Annotated in this window: 12 protein-coding genes and 1 other RNA gene; 11 read left to right on the forward strand and 2 right to left on the reverse strand. The window is 61.8% G+C overall.

Features of this window, described 5'->3' with window-relative positions; translation table 11 throughout:
• On the reverse strand, positions 1 to 2,568 hold a 2,568-nt coding region (gene dnaX, locus EOS_RS39425; RefSeq protein ID WP_053064204.1), incomplete at its 3' end, for a DNA polymerase III subunit gamma/tau.
• Between the two features lie 302 nt (positions 2,569 to 2,870).
• An RNA gene (gene ffs, locus EOS_RS43945) (signal recognition particle sRNA small type) lies at positions 2,871 to 2,969 on the reverse strand.
• A gap of 369 nt (positions 2,970 to 3,338) precedes the next feature.
• Here ffs and trxA point away from each other — a divergent pair.
• The 11 genes from trxA to EOS_RS39480 form a co-directional block, all read left to right on the forward strand.
• Positions 3,339 to 3,665, forward strand: coding sequence for a thioredoxin TrxA (gene trxA / locus EOS_RS39430; protein WP_031356443.1), 327 nt, complete (start codon positions 3,339 to 3,341; stop codon positions 3,663 to 3,665).
• Positions 3,666 to 4,037: 372 nt separating this feature from the next.
• Positions 4,038 to 5,303 carry a transcription termination factor Rho gene (rho, locus tag EOS_RS39435; protein ID WP_047897660.1) on the forward strand — a complete coding sequence of 422 codons (1,266 nt, stop codon included), beginning with the start codon at positions 4,038 to 4,040 and terminating at the stop codon, positions 5,301 to 5,303.
• A 175-nt stretch (positions 5,304 to 5,478) separates the two neighbouring features.
• Positions 5,479 to 5,955, forward strand: coding sequence for a MerR family transcriptional regulator (locus EOS_RS39440; RefSeq protein ID WP_047897661.1), 477 nt, complete (start codon positions 5,479 to 5,481; stop codon positions 5,953 to 5,955).
• A complete protein-coding gene (locus tag EOS_RS39445; RefSeq protein ID WP_047897662.1) occupies positions 5,955 to 7,502 on the forward strand; it encodes an MFS transporter in 1,548 nt (515 codons plus the stop codon). The genes EOS_RS39440 and EOS_RS39445 overlap by 1 nt, the downstream gene beginning before the upstream one ends.
• 24 nt (positions 7,503 to 7,526) lie before the next feature.
• On the forward strand, positions 7,527 to 8,357 hold the full coding sequence (locus EOS_RS39450; RefSeq protein WP_047897663.1) for a M90 family metallopeptidase: 831 nt from the start codon (positions 7,527 to 7,529) through the stop codon (positions 8,355 to 8,357).
• A gap of 161 nt (positions 8,358 to 8,518) precedes the next feature.
• Positions 8,519 to 8,773 (forward strand): type B 50S ribosomal protein L31, encoded by a 255-nt coding sequence (locus EOS_RS39455; RefSeq protein ID WP_047897664.1) that lies wholly within the window; start codon positions 8,519 to 8,521, stop codon positions 8,771 to 8,773.
• Between the two features lie 320 nt (positions 8,774 to 9,093).
• Positions 9,094 to 10,857 (forward strand): ArnT family glycosyltransferase, encoded by a 1,764-nt coding sequence (locus EOS_RS39460; RefSeq protein ID WP_047897665.1) that lies wholly within the window; start codon positions 9,094 to 9,096, stop codon positions 10,855 to 10,857.
• 2 nt (positions 10,858 to 10,859) lie between these two features.
• On the forward strand, positions 10,860 to 12,233 hold the full coding sequence (locus EOS_RS39465; RefSeq protein ID WP_047897666.1) for an MATE family efflux transporter: 1,374 nt from the start codon (positions 10,860 to 10,862) through the stop codon (positions 12,231 to 12,233).
• A gap of 132 nt (positions 12,234 to 12,365) precedes the next feature.
• Positions 12,366 to 18,338: an Ig-like domain-containing alpha-2-macroglobulin family protein gene (locus tag EOS_RS39470; RefSeq protein ID WP_047897667.1), complete on the forward strand. Its 5,973-nt coding sequence runs from the start codon at positions 12,366 to 12,368 to the stop codon at positions 18,336 to 18,338.
• A 4-nt stretch (positions 18,339 to 18,342) separates the two neighbouring features.
• Positions 18,343 to 20,544, forward strand: a complete 2,202-nt coding sequence (pbpC, locus tag EOS_RS39475) for a penicillin-binding protein 1C (protein ID WP_047897668.1) — start codon at positions 18,343 to 18,345, stop codon at positions 20,542 to 20,544.
• 299 nt (positions 20,545 to 20,843) lie between these two features.
• Positions 20,844 to 21,242, forward strand: a 399-nt coding sequence (locus tag EOS_RS39480) for a ComEA family DNA-binding protein (RefSeq protein WP_047897669.1), incomplete at its 3' end; no start/stop codon positions are given.

Here is a 21,242-nt window from a genome sequence, read left to right on the forward strand (position 1 = left end):
CGCCGGTCCGACACTCACACTCACTTCGAGCGGGCGGCCGAGCTTGTCGGTGAGCGCAGCCTTCAGCTTCGCGACCTGCGCGCTTTCCGCGTATTGCGGAACGGGCACGGTAAGCGTGATGGATGCAGCATCGCAGGCCGTCAGTTCGCTATTGAAGGCGAGTTGATAAGCGATCCCCTTCAACGGCAAGTCCACAGCAAGGGATGGCCAGTCACCGCTCACACCGATGGCATCGAGTGGAACGGCAGGCGGAAGTGGACGTGCATCGACCTTGAGCACGGGCTTGGCGGCGGGCGCATCGTTGAAGCGCAGGTCATCGGGACCGCTGTCAAACGCCGGCATGAAACCGTCGTCGGGCGGCATGAAATAGCCCTCTTCCGACGATACCGGTTGATAGTCGTCCAGCGGCATTTCTTCCCAGGGAGGGGTTGCGCCGCCGGTGTTCTTACTGGCAATGGCACCGCTACCGCTTGCGTTATTACCGTTCGCGTTCTGCTGGGAACCGCCGAACCTGGAGTCGCCCGCTGCCGGCGCCGCGCTTTGATCCGGCGAAGCAGCAGGTCGGCGTGGCACCGGAACCTGCACGGTAGGCGTGGCCTTCGGGGCCATAGGCTTGCGCACAGGTTCAGGAGCGCGTACACCGCGATCTGACGATACCCGCATGCCGGCGCTGCGCAACACATCGAGCGCTGCGCTGGCGCCGCCCGGCGCACGCGACGATACGTTTTTTTCAGTCGGCGGCACGGCCTGGTTTTCCGTGCGATCTGCAACAGCGCGTTCGACCAGTGCGCGAGGTGCTGCGGCAAGCGACGCCGGGTTGGTGTCCGGTTCGGATGCAGGAATAGCCGATTCGTTGACATCGGCTATTGCCGAAGGTGTGTCAGCGAAAGGCGGTGGCGCTGCAGATAGATCGGTCGGCTCAGGCAAGTCGGGGCCAGCGGAAATGACAGTCGACGCACTCGATGCATCAGCAACGCCTTCTTTCGCATTCGCCGTGTCCACGCCGCCGACATCGGCAGCAACTTCACGCCCGGCGCTAAGGGTGTCAGCCTTCGTTTCCACCGCATCGCGCGAATCGCTTTCATGGGGCAAAGAGGCAGCGGCGTTGTCGATGACCCCAGCGGTTTGCGCAGGCTCCGGCTCAACAACAACGCCCTCATTGCTGCTCGCGGCAAGACCCTCGCGCGATTGCGGCGTCGACGCGGAAACCAAACCGCGTCCATTCCCGGCGACACTACGCTCGGACACCACCGCCTGACTTGCATCGTTTGCAAGTGGCGTTTTTACCCGATCCGAATCCGGCGCTGCGGCTCCCTTCGAAGCGACATCGGCTACCCGATTCATCACCGGCTTTGCAGCTCCGGTGTCCGAAGAACCTGCCGCGCCAGCTGCGACACCACTCGGCGCCGATTCGCGCGTACCCGCATTAGATGAACCCACAACCACCGGCTTCACCCGCGCACCGCCTCCTCCGCCCGGTCCACCGGCGGGTTCGAACGCAAGCATGCGCAACAGGGTCATCGTGAAACCGGCGTATTCATCGGGTGCGAGGCCCATCTCGCCGCGCCCGATCGTCGCGATCTGATAGAACAGTTGCACGTGCTCGGCGCTGAGCAAGTCGGCGAAACGACGAATGTCCGCAGCCTCCGGCCACTCGTCCAGCACCGCAGCCGGCGCAAATTGCGCCCACGCGATCCGGTGCAACAAGCCGGCCAGATCCTGCAGCGCGGTGGAAAACGACAAACTCCGCAAGGCCATCTCATCTGCGATGCCAAGCACGCCCTCCCCGTCGCCGGCTGCAAGCGTATCGAGCAAGCGGATCAGATAACTCTGGTCGAGTGCGCCGAGCATGCCGCGCACAGCTTCTTCGGTAACCTGGTTCGCCGAATACGCGATGGCCTGATCGGTGAGCGAAAGCGCGTCGCGCATGCTGCCGTCGGCGGCACGCGACAAAAGTCGCAGCGCCTGCGGCTCGTAAGGGATTTCCTCTTCGCCCAGCACATGCTCCAGATGCCCGACGATATGTCCCGCCGGCATCTGCTTCAGATTGAACTGGAGGCAGCGTGACAGCACAGTGACCGGAATCTTCTGCGGATCGGTGGTGGCCAGGATGAACTTGACGTGCGCGGGCGGCTCTTCGAGCGTCTTCAACATCGCGTTGAACGCATGGTTCGTGAGCATGTGCACTTCGTCGATCATGTAGACCTTGAAGCGCGCGTCGACTGGCGCGTACACGGCGCGTTCAAGCAGCGCCGCCATTTCGTCCACCCCGCGGTTACTGGCCGCGTCCATCTCCACATAATCGACAAACCGTCCCTCGTCGATTTCCTTGCACGCCCGGCATACGCCACACGGCGTGGATGTCACGCCGGTCTCGCAATTGAGCGCCTTCGCGAAGATGCGCGACAGTGTCGTCTTGCCGACACCGCGCGTGCCGGTGAACAGATAGGCGTGGTGCAGCCGTCCGCCGTCGAGCGCGTGCGTGAGCGCACGAACCACGTGCTCCTGGCCGACGAGCGAAGCGAAAGATTTGGGCCGCCACTTGCGTGCGAGAACTTGATAGGTCATGCCGAAATTGTATCAGCAACGTCAAGAGGCAAAAGCGTTTCCCCAAGCTCCGCACGCCGATCGAAGCCGGGCGACGAAACCTGCACCGCATGCGGGCGGGACGGTGTCGTCGAGGGCAAAACGGTGAGGAAAAAGCGCGCGAAAACGCAAAACTTAACAGACTTAACACCAGACTTAACGGAACCCGAAAGTCGAGGAGTTTGAAACGAGCGACAAAACGGAGGGAACGACGAACAAACGCCGAGAAGAATCTGGAAAAACGAGGGAGAATAAAGCGAAGAACAACTACGAAGAAAAGCGAAGGTGACGAGCCCGACCCTCGGCACTGGTAGAAAACGGCTGTGGCTGCTTCGTTCCCGACCTGACCAGGTTGACCGCGCCACCATGCGAGGAGGCCCGTCACGTCGAATCATATCAGAGAAGGATCGCCGCGCCCACCACCAAGCTGCTCGCAATCACGATTGCCGAGCATCGGACCGGGCGGCTCGCCTACGCCCACTATACGAATGCCCCGCGAAATCGCGCTTCGGAAATTCGTCCAGACGGGACCTATCGGTACCCGGCAACAGATAGCAAAGTAAGCTAAGATGACAATCTGAAGCACCGGTTAAACACCGTGTGACGGGCAAAACGCGACTTATTCGGCAACGTTTTCGCGCCCACCCAAGCGAGCGGCTCTACACCCCGCGGCGCGGCGAACTATTTCCTGTTTTGGTGTATCGTGGCGAGCATTCCAACGCGGGCCTCGAATTCATAGAGGTATTCACATAATGAGCGAATCGATCAAACATATCAGCGACGCATCCTTTGACCAGGACGTCACGAAATCGGATAAACCCGTCCTGCTCGACTTCTGGGCAGAATGGTGCGGCCCTTGCAAGATGATTGCGCCGATCCTCGACGAAGTGGCCAAGGACTACGGTGATCGGCTGCAGATCGCGAAGATCAATGTGGACGAGCATCAATCGACGCCGGTGAAGTTCGGAGTGCGCGGCATCCCCACGCTGATCCTGTTCAAGAATGGTGCAGTGGCCGCGCAGAAGGTCGGCGCATTGTCGAAGTCGCAACTGACCGCGTTCCTCGACAGCAATCTGTGATCCGGAGCCGGAACGCCCGCAACGGCGTTTCCGGCTTTTGTGGAATAGCTGCCCTCCAGCACCCCGGCGGTACGACCCGGGGTCTGAGCCGGGCCACCCGGTTCGCAGCGGGGTAATACCGGGGTAATACAAGTAAAGACGATAAAAGCAATTAGCTGCACGTGAGATTCCAGCAGAATGTTGTGAGGTCACAACATGCATGAATCACGCTGTCACCACGGGCACCCGAGGCCCTGCCGGCATGTGCTATGCTAGAATCCTAAGACTGCAAGACGTTTCTTAAGACAGCAAGACGTTTAGGTCCTTGAGCGTTCAGCTCACTTCTCCTCCCAAATTCTCTGTTGTACCTCTTCTCCCTGGCGGGAAATCCGTATGCATTTATCCGAGCTCAAGTCTCAGCACGTCTCCGCATTGATCGAAATGGCCAATGGCCTGGAGATCGAAAACGCCAATCGACTGCGCAAGCAGGAATTGATGTTTGCGATTCTTAAAAAGCGCGCCAAGACCGGCGACACGATTTTCGGCGACGGCACGCTCGAAGTACTCCCGGACGGCTTCGGCTTTCTCCGGTCGCCCGAGACCTCTTATCTCGCCAGCACAGACGACATCTACATCAGCCCGTCGCAGATCCGCCGCTTCAATCTGCATACCGGCGACACCATCGAAGGTGAAGTGCGTACGCCGAAAGACGGCGAGCGCTACTTTGCACTGGTCAAGGTGGACAAGGTCAACGGCCAGGCGCCGGAAGCCTCGAAACACAAGATCATGTTCGAAAACCTGACGGCGCTGCACCCGAACAAGCCTATGCCGCTCGAGCGCGAGATGCGCGGCGAAGAGAACGTGACGGGCCGGATCATCGACATGATCTCGCCTATCGGCAAGGGCCAGCGCGGCTTGCTGGTGGCATCGCCGAAATCGGGCAAGACCGTGATGCTGCAGCACATCGCGCACGCGATCAAATCGAACCATCCGGATATTGTGTTGTTCGTGCTGCTGATCGACGAACGCCCGGAAGAAGTGACGGAAATGCAGCGCTCGGTGGCCGGCGAAGTGATCGCCTCCACCTTTGACGAACCGGCCGCGCGCCACGTGCAGGTCGCGGAAATGGTGATCGAAAAGGCCAAGCGCCTGGTCGAAATGAAGCACGACGTGGTGATCCTGCTGGACTCCATCACGCGTCTCGCGCGCGCCTACAACACGGTTGTGCCGGCGTCGGGCAAGGTGCTCACCGGCGGTGTGGACGCGAATGCGCTGCAACGCCCGAAGCGGTTCTTTGGCGCTGCGCGCAATATCGAGGAAGGCGGTTCGCTGACCATTATCGGCACGGCACTGATCGAAACCGGCAGCCGCATGGACGACGTGATCTACGAAGAGTTCAAGGGCACGGGCAACATGGAAGTGCACCTGGAACGCCGTCTCGCGGAAAAGCGCGTCTACCCGTCGATCAACCTCAACAAATCGGGTACACGCCGCGAAGAATTGCTCATCAAGCCGGACCTGCTGCAAAAGGTCTGGGTGCTGCGCAAGTTCATCCACGACATGGACGAAGTCGAATCGATGGAATTCCTGCTCGACAAGATTCGCCAGACCAAGAACAACGCCGAATTCTTCGACCTGATGCGCCGCGGCGGTAGTTAAGTTCTACCCTTAAGTTCAGGCACTGGTCCAAGAGATGAAAGCCGCCCGCATTCGCGGGCGGCTTTTTTTCGTCTGCCGAAACGGGCGATGCCATTGACAACATGAACGTGAACGTTCACGTTAGTTTATAATTTCGGGACATTTCCATTCGCCGATAAAGCCATCGGCCAGCGCCATGTCCAGCGAACTACTAACCGTACGTGATGCCGCCGAACGTCTGGGCGTCACCCCGCGCACGCTGAAGTACTACGAAGAACGCGGTCTCGTTACGCCCAGCCGGAGCGAGGGGCGGTATCGGCTATATGACGAAACCGATCTGGAACGCTTCGGGCGGATTCTGCGGCTGAGATCGCTGGGATTTTCGCTGCATGGCATTGTCGAGATGCTCAAGCGGCCGCTGGAGAAAACCGAAGCGGGCCAGAACCGCTACTCGCCGGATTCGCTGGCGGATATCCGGCAGGGCTTGCAGCAGCAACTCGAGTCGATCGATACCCGCATCGAGTCGGTGCGCCGCGAGCTAAAGGAGGCGCAGGCCGTGCGCGCCGAGCTGCGCCTGGATCTGGATTATGTGGAAGCGAGGCTCGCCGGCCAGCCTGCCGACGCCCTGCTCGAGCAGCGAAAGGCAAGCGCCAAAGCCGGGAGCAAGAAGTAATGAGCGCTCGGGCGCCGGTGTTCACCGTCGAACGCTTGCGCGGTGACTTCTTCCCGTGGGTGCTCGCGCTCGTGACCGGGCTGGACTACTTCGACAACGCCATCTTCTCGTTTTTCGCCAGCTACATTGCGGGCGGCATCAATGCATCGCCGGACGAACTCGTGTGGTCATCGAGTGCTTACGCGGTCGCTGCCGTGCTCGGGATCCTGCAGCAACAATGGTGGGTCGACCGTCTCGGGCACCGGCGTTACGTGGCGGGCTGCATGCTGCTGTACGCGTGCGGCGCGATGATGTCGGCGCTCACCGAAACCTCGTTGCAACTGATGTTCACGCGCGGTCTGCAAGGCTATTTCATCGGTCCGATGATGGGCGCTTGCCGGATTCTGATCCAGGTCAGCTTTACGCCACAAAAGCGCGCCGGCGCCACGCGTGCGTTCCTGATGCTGATCGTGGGCAGCAGCGCGGTTGCGCCCTTGCTCGGCGGCTGGCTCGTGTCGCATTTCGACTGGCGCGCATTGTTCGCCTGCACCGCACCCGCCGGGCTTGCGTTCGCCGTGCTGGCAATGCTCGCATTGCCTGATTCGGGCAATGTGGTGCGAGAGGAACGTAGCGCGACGAGTTTCTGGCCGTATTTGTTGTTTGCGTTTGCACAAGGCGCGCTACAGATCGTGATGCAGCAAGTGCGCTTCGTGCACTTCAGTACATCGCCTGCGCTCGTGCTGCTCACGGTGGCGGGTATCGGCGCCCTCGCCTGGTTTGCGTGGCACCAGTGGCATCACCCAGCACCACTCGTGCGCCTTCACGCGCTGCGCGAACGCTCGTTCCAGATCGGCCTCGTGCTGTACATGTTCTATTACTTCGAGTCGACGGGATTCAGCTACCTGATCTCGCGATTCCTCGAACAGGGACTTGGCTATCCGGTCGAAAACACGGGACGGCTGGTCGGCATTACGTCGCTGATCTCAGGCTCCGCGCTGTTCCTGTATTTCAGGTACACGAAGTACGTGCCGCGCAAGAAATGGATCATCGTGCCGGGTTTTGCAATCGCGGCGCTGGTCGGATGGCTGATGACGCGAATGTCGCCGGGCGTGGCCCAAAGCGATCTGATCCTGCCCATGCTGCTGCGTGGACTCTTGCTGCTTTTCATCGTGCTGCCCGTCGCCAACCTCACGTTCAGGATCTTCGAGATCGAAGCGTTCACGCACGGCTACCGGCTGAAGAATATTGTGCGGCAGTTGACGCTGTCGTTTGCGACGGCGGCGGTGATTATCGTCGAGCAACATCGGGAAGCGTTGCACCAGTCGCGTCTCGCCGAGGCCGTGAATCCGTACAATCCTGAGTATCAGAATGCCGCAAGCGCGCTGGCGAACGGCTTCGCGGCGGCCGGTCATTCGGCTGTCGATGCCCACGCGCTCGCTATCGCGACCATCGCCCGCACGGTCACGCAGCAGGCGAACTTCCTGGCTTCGCTCGACGGCTTCTATTTCCTGATGGGCGTCGCGATTTGCGGCGGTGTGTTCGCCTTCTGGCAAAAACAGATCGACTGAGTTCGACAGAACGATACGGACCTCATGGCCAATTTCCTGACCCGGCTGATCAGCGGGAATCGTCGCGAGCGCGCGCTGCGCAAGTACGCCATCGACGACGCACTCTGGCAAACCACGCTCGATCGCCTGCCGTTTTTCGGCCATCTCGACGACGCCGATCGCGCCCGCCTGCGTGAAAGCACGACGCTCTTTATCGCGGAAAAGGAGTTTTCGACTGCCCACGATTTGCCCTTGACCGACGCGATGATCGTCGCCATCGCGGTGCAGGCTTGCCTGCCGGTGCTGAACCTGAGCCTGGAGTTGTATCGCGGCTGGGTGGGCGTGATCGTATATCCGGGCGAGTTCGTGATCCGCAAGACGGTGGAAGATGAGGACGGCGTGGTGCACGAGATCGAGCAGGACGCGAGCGGCGAAGCGTGGCAAGGCGGGCCGGTCGTGTTGTCGTGGGAAGACGCGCAGATGACCGATGGCGAGGACGCGTACAACGTGGTGATCCACGAGTTCGCGCACAAGATCGACATGCTGAACGGCGAGGCAGACGGCCATCCGCCGCTTTTCCGTCGCTGGCACGCGCCGCTCGACTCCAACGCCTGGAACGACGTCTTCGATCACGCCTACGACCATTTCTGCGCCCAGGTCGACGCGATTCCCGCCCGCCGCTGGGGGCGGTTCGAACGTGATTCGCTGATCGATCCCTACGCTGCCGATCATCCGTCGGAATTCTTCGCGGTCTGCAGCGAGGCGCTGTTTGTCCAGCCGGCGGCGTTCGAGCGCGAATATCCGGAGTTATACCGCCTGCTCGCGCGCTATTACCGGCAAGATCCGGCGGGCGTTGGCGCGCTCACGCAAGCGTGACGGCCGCAACGCCCTGAAAACATGCCAAACGACTGATTTTCTGGCATAATCGCGGTTTTTCGACCTCAGGCAAGTGGCTCGCGCTCGCAAGATCGGCTTGCAAAAACGCGCAAAACCCGCAATCGGGTGGGCTGGCTACCGACAGATACCAAGGAAAGACCATGAAAGAAGGCATTCACCCGAATTACCGCGAAGTGCTGTTCGTCGACATGTCGAATGATTTCAAGTTCATCACGCGTTCGACCATCAACACGCGCGAAACCGGCGAGTTCGAAGGCAAGACGTACCCGCTGGCAAAGATCGAAGTGTCGTCGGAATCGCATCCGTTCTACACCGGTACGCAAAAGATCATGGACACGGCAGGCCGCGTCGACAAGTTCAACAAGAAGTTCGCAGCGTTTTCGACGAAGAAGTAAGTCGAGTCATTCGACTAGTACGGGAAGACAGCCGCAAAGCTGGATTCGAAGAAAGGCAGCGAAAGCTGCCTTTTTTTCGTCTGTATCTTCTCTGCAACCCGCGCAAGGGCCGGTTTGGAGCCAATCCGATGGACTCGGCCCGTCGAACGCACGAGGCTGACACGCACCGCAATGACGCGCGCGACGCCGCCCGTCTACAATGCCGGATTCGGTAAAAATCGCACGACCCTTAAAGCCACGAAAAACACGCGCCGTGCAACCATCGGGCGCTGCCACGTTGCTCCATCGCTCCATCAGTCTTGTTCCCTGTCGCCAAACGCATGCGAAATGTCGTCCGTCTGACCGCCTCCGCCACCAGTGCCCTGCCACGCTGGATGCTGCTTGCCATTTGTATCATCTACGCGTCGTTTGGACTGTTCGGCCGCGATCCGTGGAAAAACGAGGATGCGGCGGGCTTCGGCGTGATGTGGACGATGGCCAACGGCAGCGTGAAGGACTGGCTGCTGCCGAACCTGGTGGGCAAGGCGCTCACTGCCGACGGCCCGTTCGTTTACTGGTTCGGCGCGGGTTTTATCCGCCTGTTTAGCCCCTGGGTCGATGCAAGCAATGCATCGCGCGTGGTAACCGGATTGTTGTTTTGTATCGCCTGCGCGTTCGTCTGGTATACGGCCTATCTGCTCGGCCGGCGCGACGAAGCGCAACCGTTCAAATACGCATTCGGCGGCGAACCTGAGCCGCGCGACTACGGCCGTACGCTCGCCGATGGCGCCCTGCTGATCCTGCTCGCCTGCTTCGGCCTCGCCGAACGCGGGCACGAAACCACGCCCCAGCTTGCCCAGTTCGCCGGCACCGCCATGCTGCTCTACGGCCTTGTGCGCGGTTGCGACAAACCGGTCCAGGGAGCGCTCGTCTGGGGCGCAGCGATCGGCTTTGTGGGCTTGTCGAGCAGTCCGGTGCTGGTGCTCGCGCTGCTCCTCTGCACGCTGGCGATGACCGTCATCGTTCGGGAAGTGCGGCCGTACCATATGCTCGCAATCGGCGTGCCGGTCGCGGTGATCATGATCGGCGCCTGGGTGTGGACGGTGCTGCATTTCTACCCCGACGATGGCGAATGGTGGTTGCGTCAATGGTGGCGCAACAGTTTCGACTCCTTCTCCGGCTCGCCGATCCTGGCGCTCTCCTACGCCTTCAAGAACCTGCCGCTGTTCACGTGGCCCGCGTGGCCGCTTGCGATCTGGACGTTCGTAAGCTGGAGCGGCCTGCGGCGTTCGCCCCACGTCGCCGTGCCGGTGTCGGTGATCGGTCCGCTGCTGGTGCTCGTCATCTTGCAGAGCCATCAGTCCAACCGCCTCTTCATGCTGTTGCTGCCGCCGCTGTCCGTACTCGCCACCTTCGCGCTGCCCACGCTCAAGCGCGGCGCGATCAACGCCATCGACTGGTTCGCGATGTTGAGTTTCACCCTGCTCGCCACCTTCGTCTGGCTGGTCTGGAGCGCGGGTCTGTTCGGTTTCCCCGCGCCGCTCGCGCGCAATCTCGCACGGCTCGCACCCGGTTTCCATCCCGAGTTCAAGATCCTGTCGTTCGTGTGCGCGGTGGCCGTGACGGTCTGCTGGTTCTCGCTGGCGCGCTGGCGTCTCGCGCGCCACCCGAAGGTGTTGTGGCGCAGCGTGGTGCTGTCGAGCGCCGGCACGACGCTGATGTGGGTGCTGCTGATGACGCTGTGGCTGCCGGTGGTGAACTACAGCCGGACGTATCGCGACGTGGCGGAACAGATTGCCGATCATCTGCCGCCTGACTACACCTGCATTTCCCCGGTGCGTTTGGGTGATGCGCAGATCGCGACCTTCGCGTATTTCGGCGGCATGCATTTCGCCTTCGATGAAGACTGCGACGTGATCCTGCGCCAGGACACGCAGGACTTCGGCGAGCCGTCGTCGATCTCGGCGTTCGAATGGAAGCTCGTATGGGAAGGCCGGCGCGTGGCCGACCGTGACGAGCGTTTCAGGTTATATGTGCGCATCGAACGGCCTGTTCCGCCGGTCAAACGGCCGCAGCCTAAGTCGCTGCGCCCGGCCGGCAAATGACCATGTGGCCGGATGTCCGCAAGATCGCGGCGCTCGCTTGGCCGGTGCTGATCGGCCAGTTGGCGATCATCGCGTTCGGCGTGATCGATACGGCCATGGTCGGCCGTTATTCCGCCACCGATCTCGCGGCGCTCGGCCTCGGCTCGTCGATCTACATCTCTGTCTATATCGGCCTGACGGGCATCTTGACGGCATTGCAGCCGATCGCCGGGCAATTGTTTGGCGCACTGCGTGAAGCCGAGATCGGCGAGGAAGTCCGGCAGGCGCTGTGGCTGGCGGCGGTGTTGTCGGTGATTGGGTTCATCTGCCTGTATTTCCCGCAACCGCTGCTGAGCATCGCCGATGCCCCGCCCGCGCTGCATGAGCGCACCCTCTCCTATTTGCGCATCCTGTCGCTGGGATTGCCCGCAAGTCTCGCGTTTCGAGTCTATAGCTCGCTCACGAACGCCGTCGGCAAACCGCGCCTCGTGATGTTCCTGCAAGTGGGCGCGCTCATGCTGAAGATCCCGCTCAACCTGTGGTTCATCTTCGGCGGTTTCGGCGTACCGGCGCTTGGCGGTCCGGGCTGCGCCATCGCGAGCACGCTGATCAACTGGCTGATAGCCCTTGTCGGGTTGACCGTGCTTGTGCGTGTCGAGTTCTTCCGGCCGTTCGGCGTGTTCTCGCGGTTTTGCTGGCCCGTGTGGCAACGCCAGAAGGCGTTGCTCAAACTCGGCATTCCGATGGGGCTGTCGTATCTCATCGAAGTGACGTCGTACACGTTCATGGCGCTGTTCATCTCGCACTTCGGCACCACCACGCTGGCCGGACACCAGATCACCGGCAATATAGGCGCGGTGCTTTACATGACGCCGCTGTCCATTGGCGTGGCGTCCGCCACGCTCGTCTCGCAAGCGCTCGGCGCGCAACGTTTCGACGCCGCCCGTTCGCTCGCGCGCCACGGCATTGCGCTGTCGTGCGGTATTGCATGCGTGTACGGGGTGATGCTGTTTGTCCTGCGGCCTTATTTGCTTGAGGCCTATACACCGGACAGCCAGGTGATAGCAGCAGCCATGCCGTTGCTGGCGATTGTCGTGTTCTATCATTTCTTCGATGCCCTTCAGATCACCACGGCGTTCGTGCTGCGCGCCTACAAGGTGGCGGTCGTGCCCACCGTGATCTATGCGGTGGCATTGTGGGGCATCGGACTGGGCGGCGGATATCTGCTTGGCTTCGATGTAGGCGGTTACGCGCCTTCGTGGCTGCAAGGCGCGCGCGGCTTCTGGGTAGCGAACGCGGTGAGCCTGGGCGCGGCGGGCATGGGGCTGTTTCTTTACTGGCGGCGCGTTAGTACGCGGCATATTCCCAGCGCACGCACCGAGGCTGAGCCGGTTTGACTTCGAGCGCAACAACCATGCATCGGATGCAATCAAGTTGCAACGTCTTGTCGCAAAATGAAAACAACTGGCAAGGATGACGTAACACTCCGGTAAAATCGCCAGCGTTTTGGCCATTCTGGAACGAGTGCGATGATCCGCGTCATAAAAAAACAACGCTGGACGCTGGCGACGCTCACCGCCATCTCCTTGCTCGCCATTGGCTTTCTCGCCAGCACGCATCGCGCCGACGCCGCCCGCACGCTCAGCGTGTCGCCGCAAGGCAAAGTCACCCAGGCGCGGCAAGTGGTGGTCAAGTTCGACGAAGCCATGATCGCGTTCGGAGACCCAGCCGCCAAAGCACCGGCCCGGGTGCATTGCAGCGGAGGCGCATCGGCGGGTTCCGGCCACTGGATCGACGATAAAACCTGGGCCTTCGATTTCGCGCAAGACCTCACGCCCGGCATGCGCTGCTCGGTAGCACTGGAAGACGGCCTCAAGTCCACCGCGGGCACCGCGCTGAGCGGCCCACGCCAGTTCCGCTTCGAGACCGGTGGCCCGTTCGTCACGCGTGTCATGCCCGACGGTGGCGAGATAGAAGAAAACCAGATCTTCGTGCTGCGCTTGAACGGCCCCGCCACAGAAGCGTCCGCGTTGCAACACATCTGGTGCGAATCGAATGGACTGGGCAACCGGATTCCCGTCAAGACTGTCGACGCCAACTCGCGCACCGCCCTCCTCAAACACTTCCGCCTCGAGAAAGACAGCGCACGCGTGCTCACGCTCGCCTGCCAGCAGACGCTGCCGGCCGCCACGAAAATGCAACTCGTGTACGGCGCAGGCGTGAGCGGCCCGAGCGGGCTCGCCAACGACGTGGAGAAACGCTTCGACTTCGATGTCCGCGAACCCTTCACCGCGAGTTTCTCGTGCGAACGCGAAAACGCCAAAGCGCCTTGTACGCCGTTGCGGCCGCTGCGCATCCGCTTCAGCTCACCCGTGCCGCGTGCGGACGCCGCGAAGATCATGTTGCACGGCCCGGGCGGCAAGACCTCGCCGCAGTTCGATCCCGATGAAAAAGACAACGACATCACGAGCGTACAGTTCGCGGCGCCGTTGCCTGAACACGCGGATTTATCGATAGAACTGCCTGGTGGGCTGAAGGATTCCAGTGGCCGCCCGCTGTCGAACGCCGATCTCTTCCCGTTGAAGACATCGACGGCGCCCATGCCACCGCTCGCCAAGTTTTCATCGTCTACGTTTGGGATCATCGAGCGTTTCGCCGAACCGAACATGCCCGCCATGCTGCCCGTGACGCTGCGTCACGTGGAAGCCGACCTGAAAGTGAACGGGCTCAATGCGGGCGCGTCGAGCGTGACGAAACTGCGCGTCGATGCCGATACCGAGATCCGCCGCTGGATGAAAACCGTCGATCGTTTCGACGGCTTTTCGATGTCCGTCGACGAGATCAAACGGCAAATGCCGCAAGCGCTCAGCAATGGCATCAAGCCGGTCTTCACGTCGACCAGCACGGCGAAGGACCCGCAGATCGATATACGTTCGCTGTCGTTGCTGGCGAAGCAGCCCGGTGTCGAAACCCTGAGCGTGCCGCAAGTCGATCCGAAGTCCTTAAGGCCCTTCGAAGTGGTCGGTATTCCGCTTGCGAAACCGGGTTTCTATGTGGTCGAACTGGCATCGTCGGCGCTGGGTGCGTCACTCCTCGGCAAGCAACAAGCCATGTACGTGCGCACCTCCGTGCTCGTCACGAACCTTGGTGTGCATTTCAAGCAGGGCCGCGAGAACAGCATCGTCTGGGTGACCGCGCTCGATAGCGGCAAACCCGTGCCGAATGCGCAAGTGCGCGTGACAGATTGCAACGGCGACCAGATTGCCGTCGCAAAGACCGACCTGCATGGCATTGCGACAATCGGCAAACCGCTGGCATCGGCGCGTCCTTGCGATGAAAACAGCATCGACGATTCCGGCTTTTTCGTCTCGGCGCGCGTCGACGACCCGAAGACCGGACCGGACATGGCATTCGTGCGCTCGGACTGGAATCGCGGCATCGAGTCGTGGCGCTTCAATGTGCCAACCGATATGAGCCGCGATCAGACCACGCGCGCCACAACCATATTCGACCGGACGTTGTTACGCGCGGGCGAAACCGTATCGATGAAACATTTGATGCGTGAGGAAACGCTGAATGGTTTTGAATTTCCCGCGCATCTGCCCTCGCGCGTGACGATCCGCCACGAGGGCAGTGGGCAGACCTATCATCTGCCGCTCAAATGGGCTGCCGATAAGAGCGCCGATTCCACCTTCCCGATTCCCGCCGCCGCGAAGCTCGGTGAATACAGCGTGACGCTGGACGATGGTTCGGCAGACTCGGACTCCGACTCCGATAACGGCGACACCGAGTCGGGGCACACAAGCATCCAGACCGGCAACTTCCGCGTGGAGGAATTTCGCCTGCCGGTATTCAAAGGATCGATCGGTGTTCGCGACCAGAAAACAGGCGCGCTCGTGGCCGCGACCGAAGCGCCGCTCGCCGTGCAGATTGAATATGTGTCGGGCGGACCGGCATCGAATCTTCCTGTGCAGGTGTCGGCGTTGATGAAGGACACATCGCCGCCTTTTGCTTCGCAGTTCGAATCGTTCAGCTTTGCGCCGTACAAGAAACCCGCAGACGATGGCGCCAGCGCTCCGGCAACCGAAGGCGACGACGACAACTCCAGCGCGCAGGAAGACACCTCTACGTCGAAACTCGTTGCCGATAAAACCGCGCTGACGCTCGACCGCAACGGCACGGGAACGCTTACGCTTAAATCACTGCCGGTGGTGGAAGCACCGAAACGGCTTGCGCTGGAAGCGACCTTTGCGGACCCGAACGGCGAGATCCAGACGCTGCGCGGCGATGCCACGCTCTGGCCCGCAGCAGTCGCTGCGGGCATCAAGGCAGGCGAATGGGTATCGGTCGGCAATGCTGTGCCGGTCCAGGCGCTCGCTGTGGATTTACAAGGCAAGCCGCGAGCCGGCGTTGCTCTGGAAATCCGCGGCGTTGCGCGGACCATGACAAGTTCGCGCAAGCGCATGGTGGGCGGTTTCTACGCCTACGACAACCACACCGAAACGAAAGACCTCGGCACGCTGTGCAGCGGCAAAAGCGACGACCACGGCCTGCTCTCTTGCGATGCAAAGTTGAAGGAAGCCGGCAACGTCGACTTGATTGCAGTCGCGAAGGACGGCGATGGCCGGGTCGCAAACGCGACCACGTCCGTCTGGGTCACGCGTGAAGATCAACTGTGGTTCGGCGGCGAAAACACTGACCGCATCGATGTGTTGCCGGAGAAGACAAGCTATGAACCCGGCGAAACCGCCCGCTTCCAGGTACGCATGCCGTTTCGCTTCGCGACCGCGCTGGTGGCGGTGGAGCGCGAGGGGATCGTGGAAACGAAGGTCGTCGAACTGGATGGCAAGAACCCGACTGTCGAACTGAAAGTGCAGGACACGTGGGGGCCGAACGTGTACGTCTCCGTGCTCGCGATCCGCGGCCGGATTCACGAAGTACCGTGGTATTCGTTCTTTACCTGGGGCTGGAAAGCGCCGCTCGATTGGGTGCACGCATTCTGGTACGAAGGCCGGCAATATGAAGCGCCTACGCCGCTCGTCGATTTGTCGAAGCCCGCGTTTCGATATGGGCTTGGTGAGATCAAGGTCGGCACGGCCACGCATAAGCTCGGCGTGACGGTGACGCCAGATGCGAAGTCGTACGCCGTGCGATCGAAGGCGCATGTGAAAGTGCGTGTAACGCTACCGGGCGGTAAGCCCGCGCCCGCCGGCACGCAGATCGCCCTTGCCGCCGTCGATGAAGCCCTGCTCGAACTCATGCCGAATCAAAGCTGGAACGTGCTCGACGCCATGCTGCAGCGGCGCGCGTATGGCGTGGAGACATCGACGGCACAAATGGAGATCATCGGACGCCGTCACTTCGGGCGTAAGGCTGTGCCCGCAGGCGGTGGCGGCGGACATAGCGCGACGCGAGAACTGTTCGATACGCTCCTGCTCTGGAACCCGCGCGTGACGCTCGATGCGAATGGCGAAGCAACAGTCGACGTGCCGCTCAACGATGCGTTGACGAGCTTTCGTATCGTCGCAATTGGCGCCGTAGGTGCGGGGCAATTTGGCACGGGAAGCGCATCAATACGCAGCACGCAAGATTTGCAACTGATCTCCGGTCTGCCGCCGCTCGTACGCGTGGGCGACCAGTTTCGCGCGCTGTTTACGCTTCGCAATACGACTGCCCGCAAGATGCAGGTGGTCGTGACGCCTAACGTACCGACGCTCGATTTGAAAGCGCAAACCGTGGAACTAGCCCCGGATTCGTCGCGGGAAATCATGTGGGACGTCACGACGCCCGATGCGATCGGTATGGCTGCAACCGGCACGTTGAAGTGGCAGGTGAACGCGACGGAACAAGGCGGTCCGCAAGCCGCCGATGCCGTCAAACTCACCCAACGCGTGGTCGCCGCGATTCCCGTGACCGTGCAGCAGGCGACGATCACCCAGGTCGACGGCGCATTTGCGTTGCCCGTTGCGCCTCCGGACGCCGCCGTGGCATCGGCGCAAGGACAGATTCGTGGTGGTATTGCGGTGACGTTGCAGCCGAAACTCGCCGACGGTCTGCCGGGCGTGCGCCGCTGGTTCGAACGTTATCCCTATAGTTGCCTGGAGCAGCAGACGTCGCGCGCGTTGGGTCTCGACGACCTCGCGCAATGGCAGACGGTGATCGCGCGCATGCCCTCGTATCTGGATCGCGATGGGCTCGCGAACTACTTCCCGCCCGCCGACGATTCGCGGCCTTACGGCAGTCCGGCGTTGTCGGCGTATCTGCTCGCCGTCAGCGACGAAGCATCGAAAGCCGATCCCCGCTTCGCCCTGCCCGACGATCTGCGCGACAAACTCGCGGCCGCGCTGACCAACTTCGCGGAAGGCAAGATCGAGCGCAAGTTCTGGTCGCCGCGTCAGGATCTGGACTTCGTGAAGCTCTCGGCTATTGAAGCGTTGTCGCGCTACGGCCTGGCCGCGCCGCGCATGCTCGGTTCGATCACCATCGCGCCGAATCAGTGGCCAACGTCTGCGCTGCTCGATTACTACGCGATCCTTTCGCGTGTCGACGGCATCCCGCAACGCGAGGACCAGCGCGCTCAGGTCGAACAGATCTTGCGCGCGCGGCTGACGTATTCGGGCACGCGCCTGACCTTCTCCACCGCCGCCGATGACGATCTCTACTGGCTCATGACTGGCCCGGAATCGAACGCGGCACGCACGGCACTTCTTTTCGCCGATAACCCCGCGTGGAAGGATGAAATGCCGCGCCTGGTCGGTGGTTTGCTCGCGTTGCAGACGAACGGCGCGTGGCAAACCACGACGTCGAACCTGTGGGGCAAGCTCGCCGTGCAGCGCTTCTCGCGCGTGTTCGAGAGCACGCCGGTTACTGGCCAGACGCATATCGCGCTTGGCGCGACGGAGAAAGCCATCGCGTGGAATGCACCTGTTTCGACGACAAACCCGCGCAGTGTGACGTTGCCTTGGGGCGCGGGTTCGCTGAACCTCACCCAGGAAGGTAGCGGCAAGCCGTGGGCAACTATCGAGAGCCTCGCGGCCGTCGCGTTGAAAGCGCCGTTCGCGGCAGGGTACCGAATCACGAAAACCATCACGCCGATCGATCCGGCGGTCAAAGGCACGTTCTCGCGCGGCGATATCGTGCGGGTGCATCTGGATATCGATGCTCAGAGCGATATGACGTGGGTCGTCGTGAACGATCCTGTGCCCGCTGGCGCGACGATTCTGGGTTCGGGCCTCGGCCGCGACTCCGAAGCGGCGACCGAAGGCGAAAAGAGTCCGCAAGGCGCGTGGCCGGCGTTTGTCGAGCGGGGTTTCGACGGGTATCGCGCGTATTACGACTATTTGCCGAAGGGGAAATTGCAGGTGGAATACACCGTCCGGCTGAACAACGCGGGCACGTTTGGGCTGCCGCCCACGCGCGTAGAGGCGCTCTACGCACCGTCCGTGTTCGGGGCAATTCCCAACGCCACCGTAGTCGTCGCGCCGCTAGCCGCCGCCAAATAACGCGATGAAACGCGCCGCCCTCGCCCTTGCCGGTTGCGTCGTGTTCGCCAACCCGGCGCACGCGCTGCCGACGTTCGACGACGTGCGCTCGGGCTGGCGCAGTTCCGACTGGGTGCTGCTTGCGCGCGATGGCGAACCGCTGCAGCGCACGCGTATCGACACGACCGAACGGCGCGGCGACTGGGTCGCGTTGCAGGATGTATCGCCGGCGTTGCGCGAGGCGATTGTCGTGTCGGAGGACAAGCGTTTTTACGAGCACAGCGGCGTCGACTGGCGCGGCGCGGCGGCTGCGGCCTGGGCGAACTTGTGGAATACGCGCACGCGCGGGGCATCGACGGTGACCATGCAACTGACCGGTCTAATCGATGAAGATCGCCGGCCGGGACGACGCTCTATTACTGAGAAAGCCACGCAAACGGTCGGCGCGTTGTGGCTCGATCACGCATGGCGCAAGGATCAGATTCTGGAGGCATACCTCAATCTCGTGCCGTTTCGTGGCGAGATCGTGGGATTGTCGGCGTTATCGCAGACTTTATTCGGCAAGCTGCCATCCGGGTTGAATGAACGCGAAGCGGCGCTCACGGCAGCGCTGGTGCGTGCGCCGAACGCAAACTACGCGAAGGTATCGGCGCGCACGTGCGGGATTTTGCGCGACATGAACCGCGCGAAGTCATCGGCTGTGGACCCTTGCGTGAACCTCGATAGCTACGTGCAGTTGACGCTCACACGCACTACGTCGGCCTCCCCGTGTTCCTCCGACTATGACGCGCTCGCGCCACACTTCGCACGACGTGTCGCCAACGAAGTGCATCCCACAGCAGGCGCGCGCGTCCAATCGACACTCGACTCCCGCCTCCAGCGCTTCGCCCGCGACTCGCTCGCGCGCACCCTGCTCGAACTCAACTCGCGCGCGCATCAGCGCAACGTGCACGACGGCGCGGCGATCGTCATCGATAACCGCAGCGGCGAGATTCTCGCGTGGGTCGGCTCGGCGGGAGGGTTATCGAACGCACCGGAAGTCGATGCCGTTGTCGCGCTGCGCCAGGCTGGTTCGACGCTGAAGCCGTTTCTGTACGCTCAAGCCATCGACGAAAGGCGCCTCACGCCAGCCTCCTTGCTCGACGACGCCCCGCTCGATCTCGCCACCGGCGGCGGCCTGTATATCCCGCAAAACTACGATCACGATTTCAAGGGCTGGGTGAGCATGCGCACGGCGCTGGGGTCGTCGCTGAACGTGCCGGCCGTGCGCACGCTGGTGATGGTCACGCCGCACCGGTTCGCGAAAACGCTGGTGTCGCTCGGCCTGCCGCTCACGCAAGCCGGCGATTATTACGGCTTCAGCCTCGCGCTCGGCAGCGCCGACGTGACGCTCGCGACACTCACGAACGCGTACCGGACGCTCGCGAACGGTGGCGTCACCGGGCCAATGTTCGACCTGACGGCGTATTCATCTGCCGCTTCGGAAAAGCGCATTTTCAGCCCGCAAGCCAGCTTTATCGTGACGAACATCCTCGCCGATAACAACGCGCGCACCCGTACCTTCGGCTTCGACAGCGTCCTCGCCACGCGCTTTTTCAGCGCCGTGAAAACCGGCACGAGCAAGGACATGCGCGACAACTGGGCGGTCGGCTACACGTCGCGCTATACGGTCGGCGTGTGGGTGGGCAACGCGGACGGCGCGCCGATGTGGGACGTATCCGGCGTCACGGGCGCCGCGCCCGTGTGGGCCGCGCTGGTGAACTACCTGCACCGGCAAACGCCGAGTCGCGCGCCGGTCGCGCCAGCGGGCGTGGTGCGTACGAAGATCGTTTATCAGAACGACATCGAACCGTCGCGCGATGACTGGTTCCTGAGCGGCACGCAGATGTCGCGGATCGCTTTGTCGGCGAACGCGGAAGGCGCGACCGCGCGCAACGGCGCGGCCCGGATCGCCACGCCCACCGACGGCACTATTTTCGCGCTCGATCCCGATATCCCCGCGGCGCGCCAGCGAGTCTGGTTCCAAAGCGCGCAAGGCGCCCCGGCCGGCAGCGTGTGGCGGCTGGACGGTAAAGTGGCCGGCCCCTCTGCCCGGATGGGACGAATGGCATGGCTACCGTGGCCGGGACATCACATGCTGGAACTAGTCGATGGCCACGGCGTGGTGGTCGATTCGGTGAAGTTCGAAGTACGCGGCGCATTTGCAAAGATCAAAGCAAAGGGTTAATGAGAAGCAAATATCAGGAATCAAATCTGAGAAAGGTTAAATCTGAACCGATCCGCCCCCATCCGCCATGAGTCTGGTAATAATCGCTAAATAGAATCGAAAATGGACAGGGGATTGAGCTCAACCGGCAAAATAATCGCCGGCGATGTTGTAAAAAATAATCCTGTCCGTGCCGGCTGAGCGTCGCTGCCATTATCCTGACCCGCATTTTGTCCTATGCTTGTTGGGCTTCCTGGCCAGGCTTCTAGAAAGGCCGGCATCGATTCCTCCTTCTTGTTTTTCAACCTGGAGCACTTGTCATGCTTAAAAAGCTGTTGATGCTGTGTCTGGCTCTTGCGTTGTCGATGGGTGTCGCGTTTGCGGCCGTCGACGTGAATACGGCGGACCAAACCTCCCTCGAAGCGGTAAAGGGGCTTGGGCCGGTGAAGTCGAAGGCGATCATCGACGAACGGACGAAGAATGGCCCGTTCAAGGATGCCGACGATCTCGCCAATCGCGTGAAAGGACTTGGCACGAAGTCGGTGACGAACCTGGAGCAGGCCGGGCTGACCATCGGCGGCTCATCTGCACCGCCGAGCGGCACGAAGGCCAGCAAGACGCCGGCCGCGACAAGCGCAGCGCCTGCGAAATCGACAATGAAACCGTCGACGGCTGCGACCGCCGCCACGCCGCCTGCCGCGACCACGGCTACGGCGCCG

It is taken from the genome of Caballeronia mineralivorans PML1(12), assembly GCF_001028175.1.
In the GTDB taxonomy this organism is placed as follows: domain Bacteria; phylum Pseudomonadota; class Gammaproteobacteria; order Burkholderiales; family Burkholderiaceae; genus Caballeronia; species Caballeronia mineralivorans.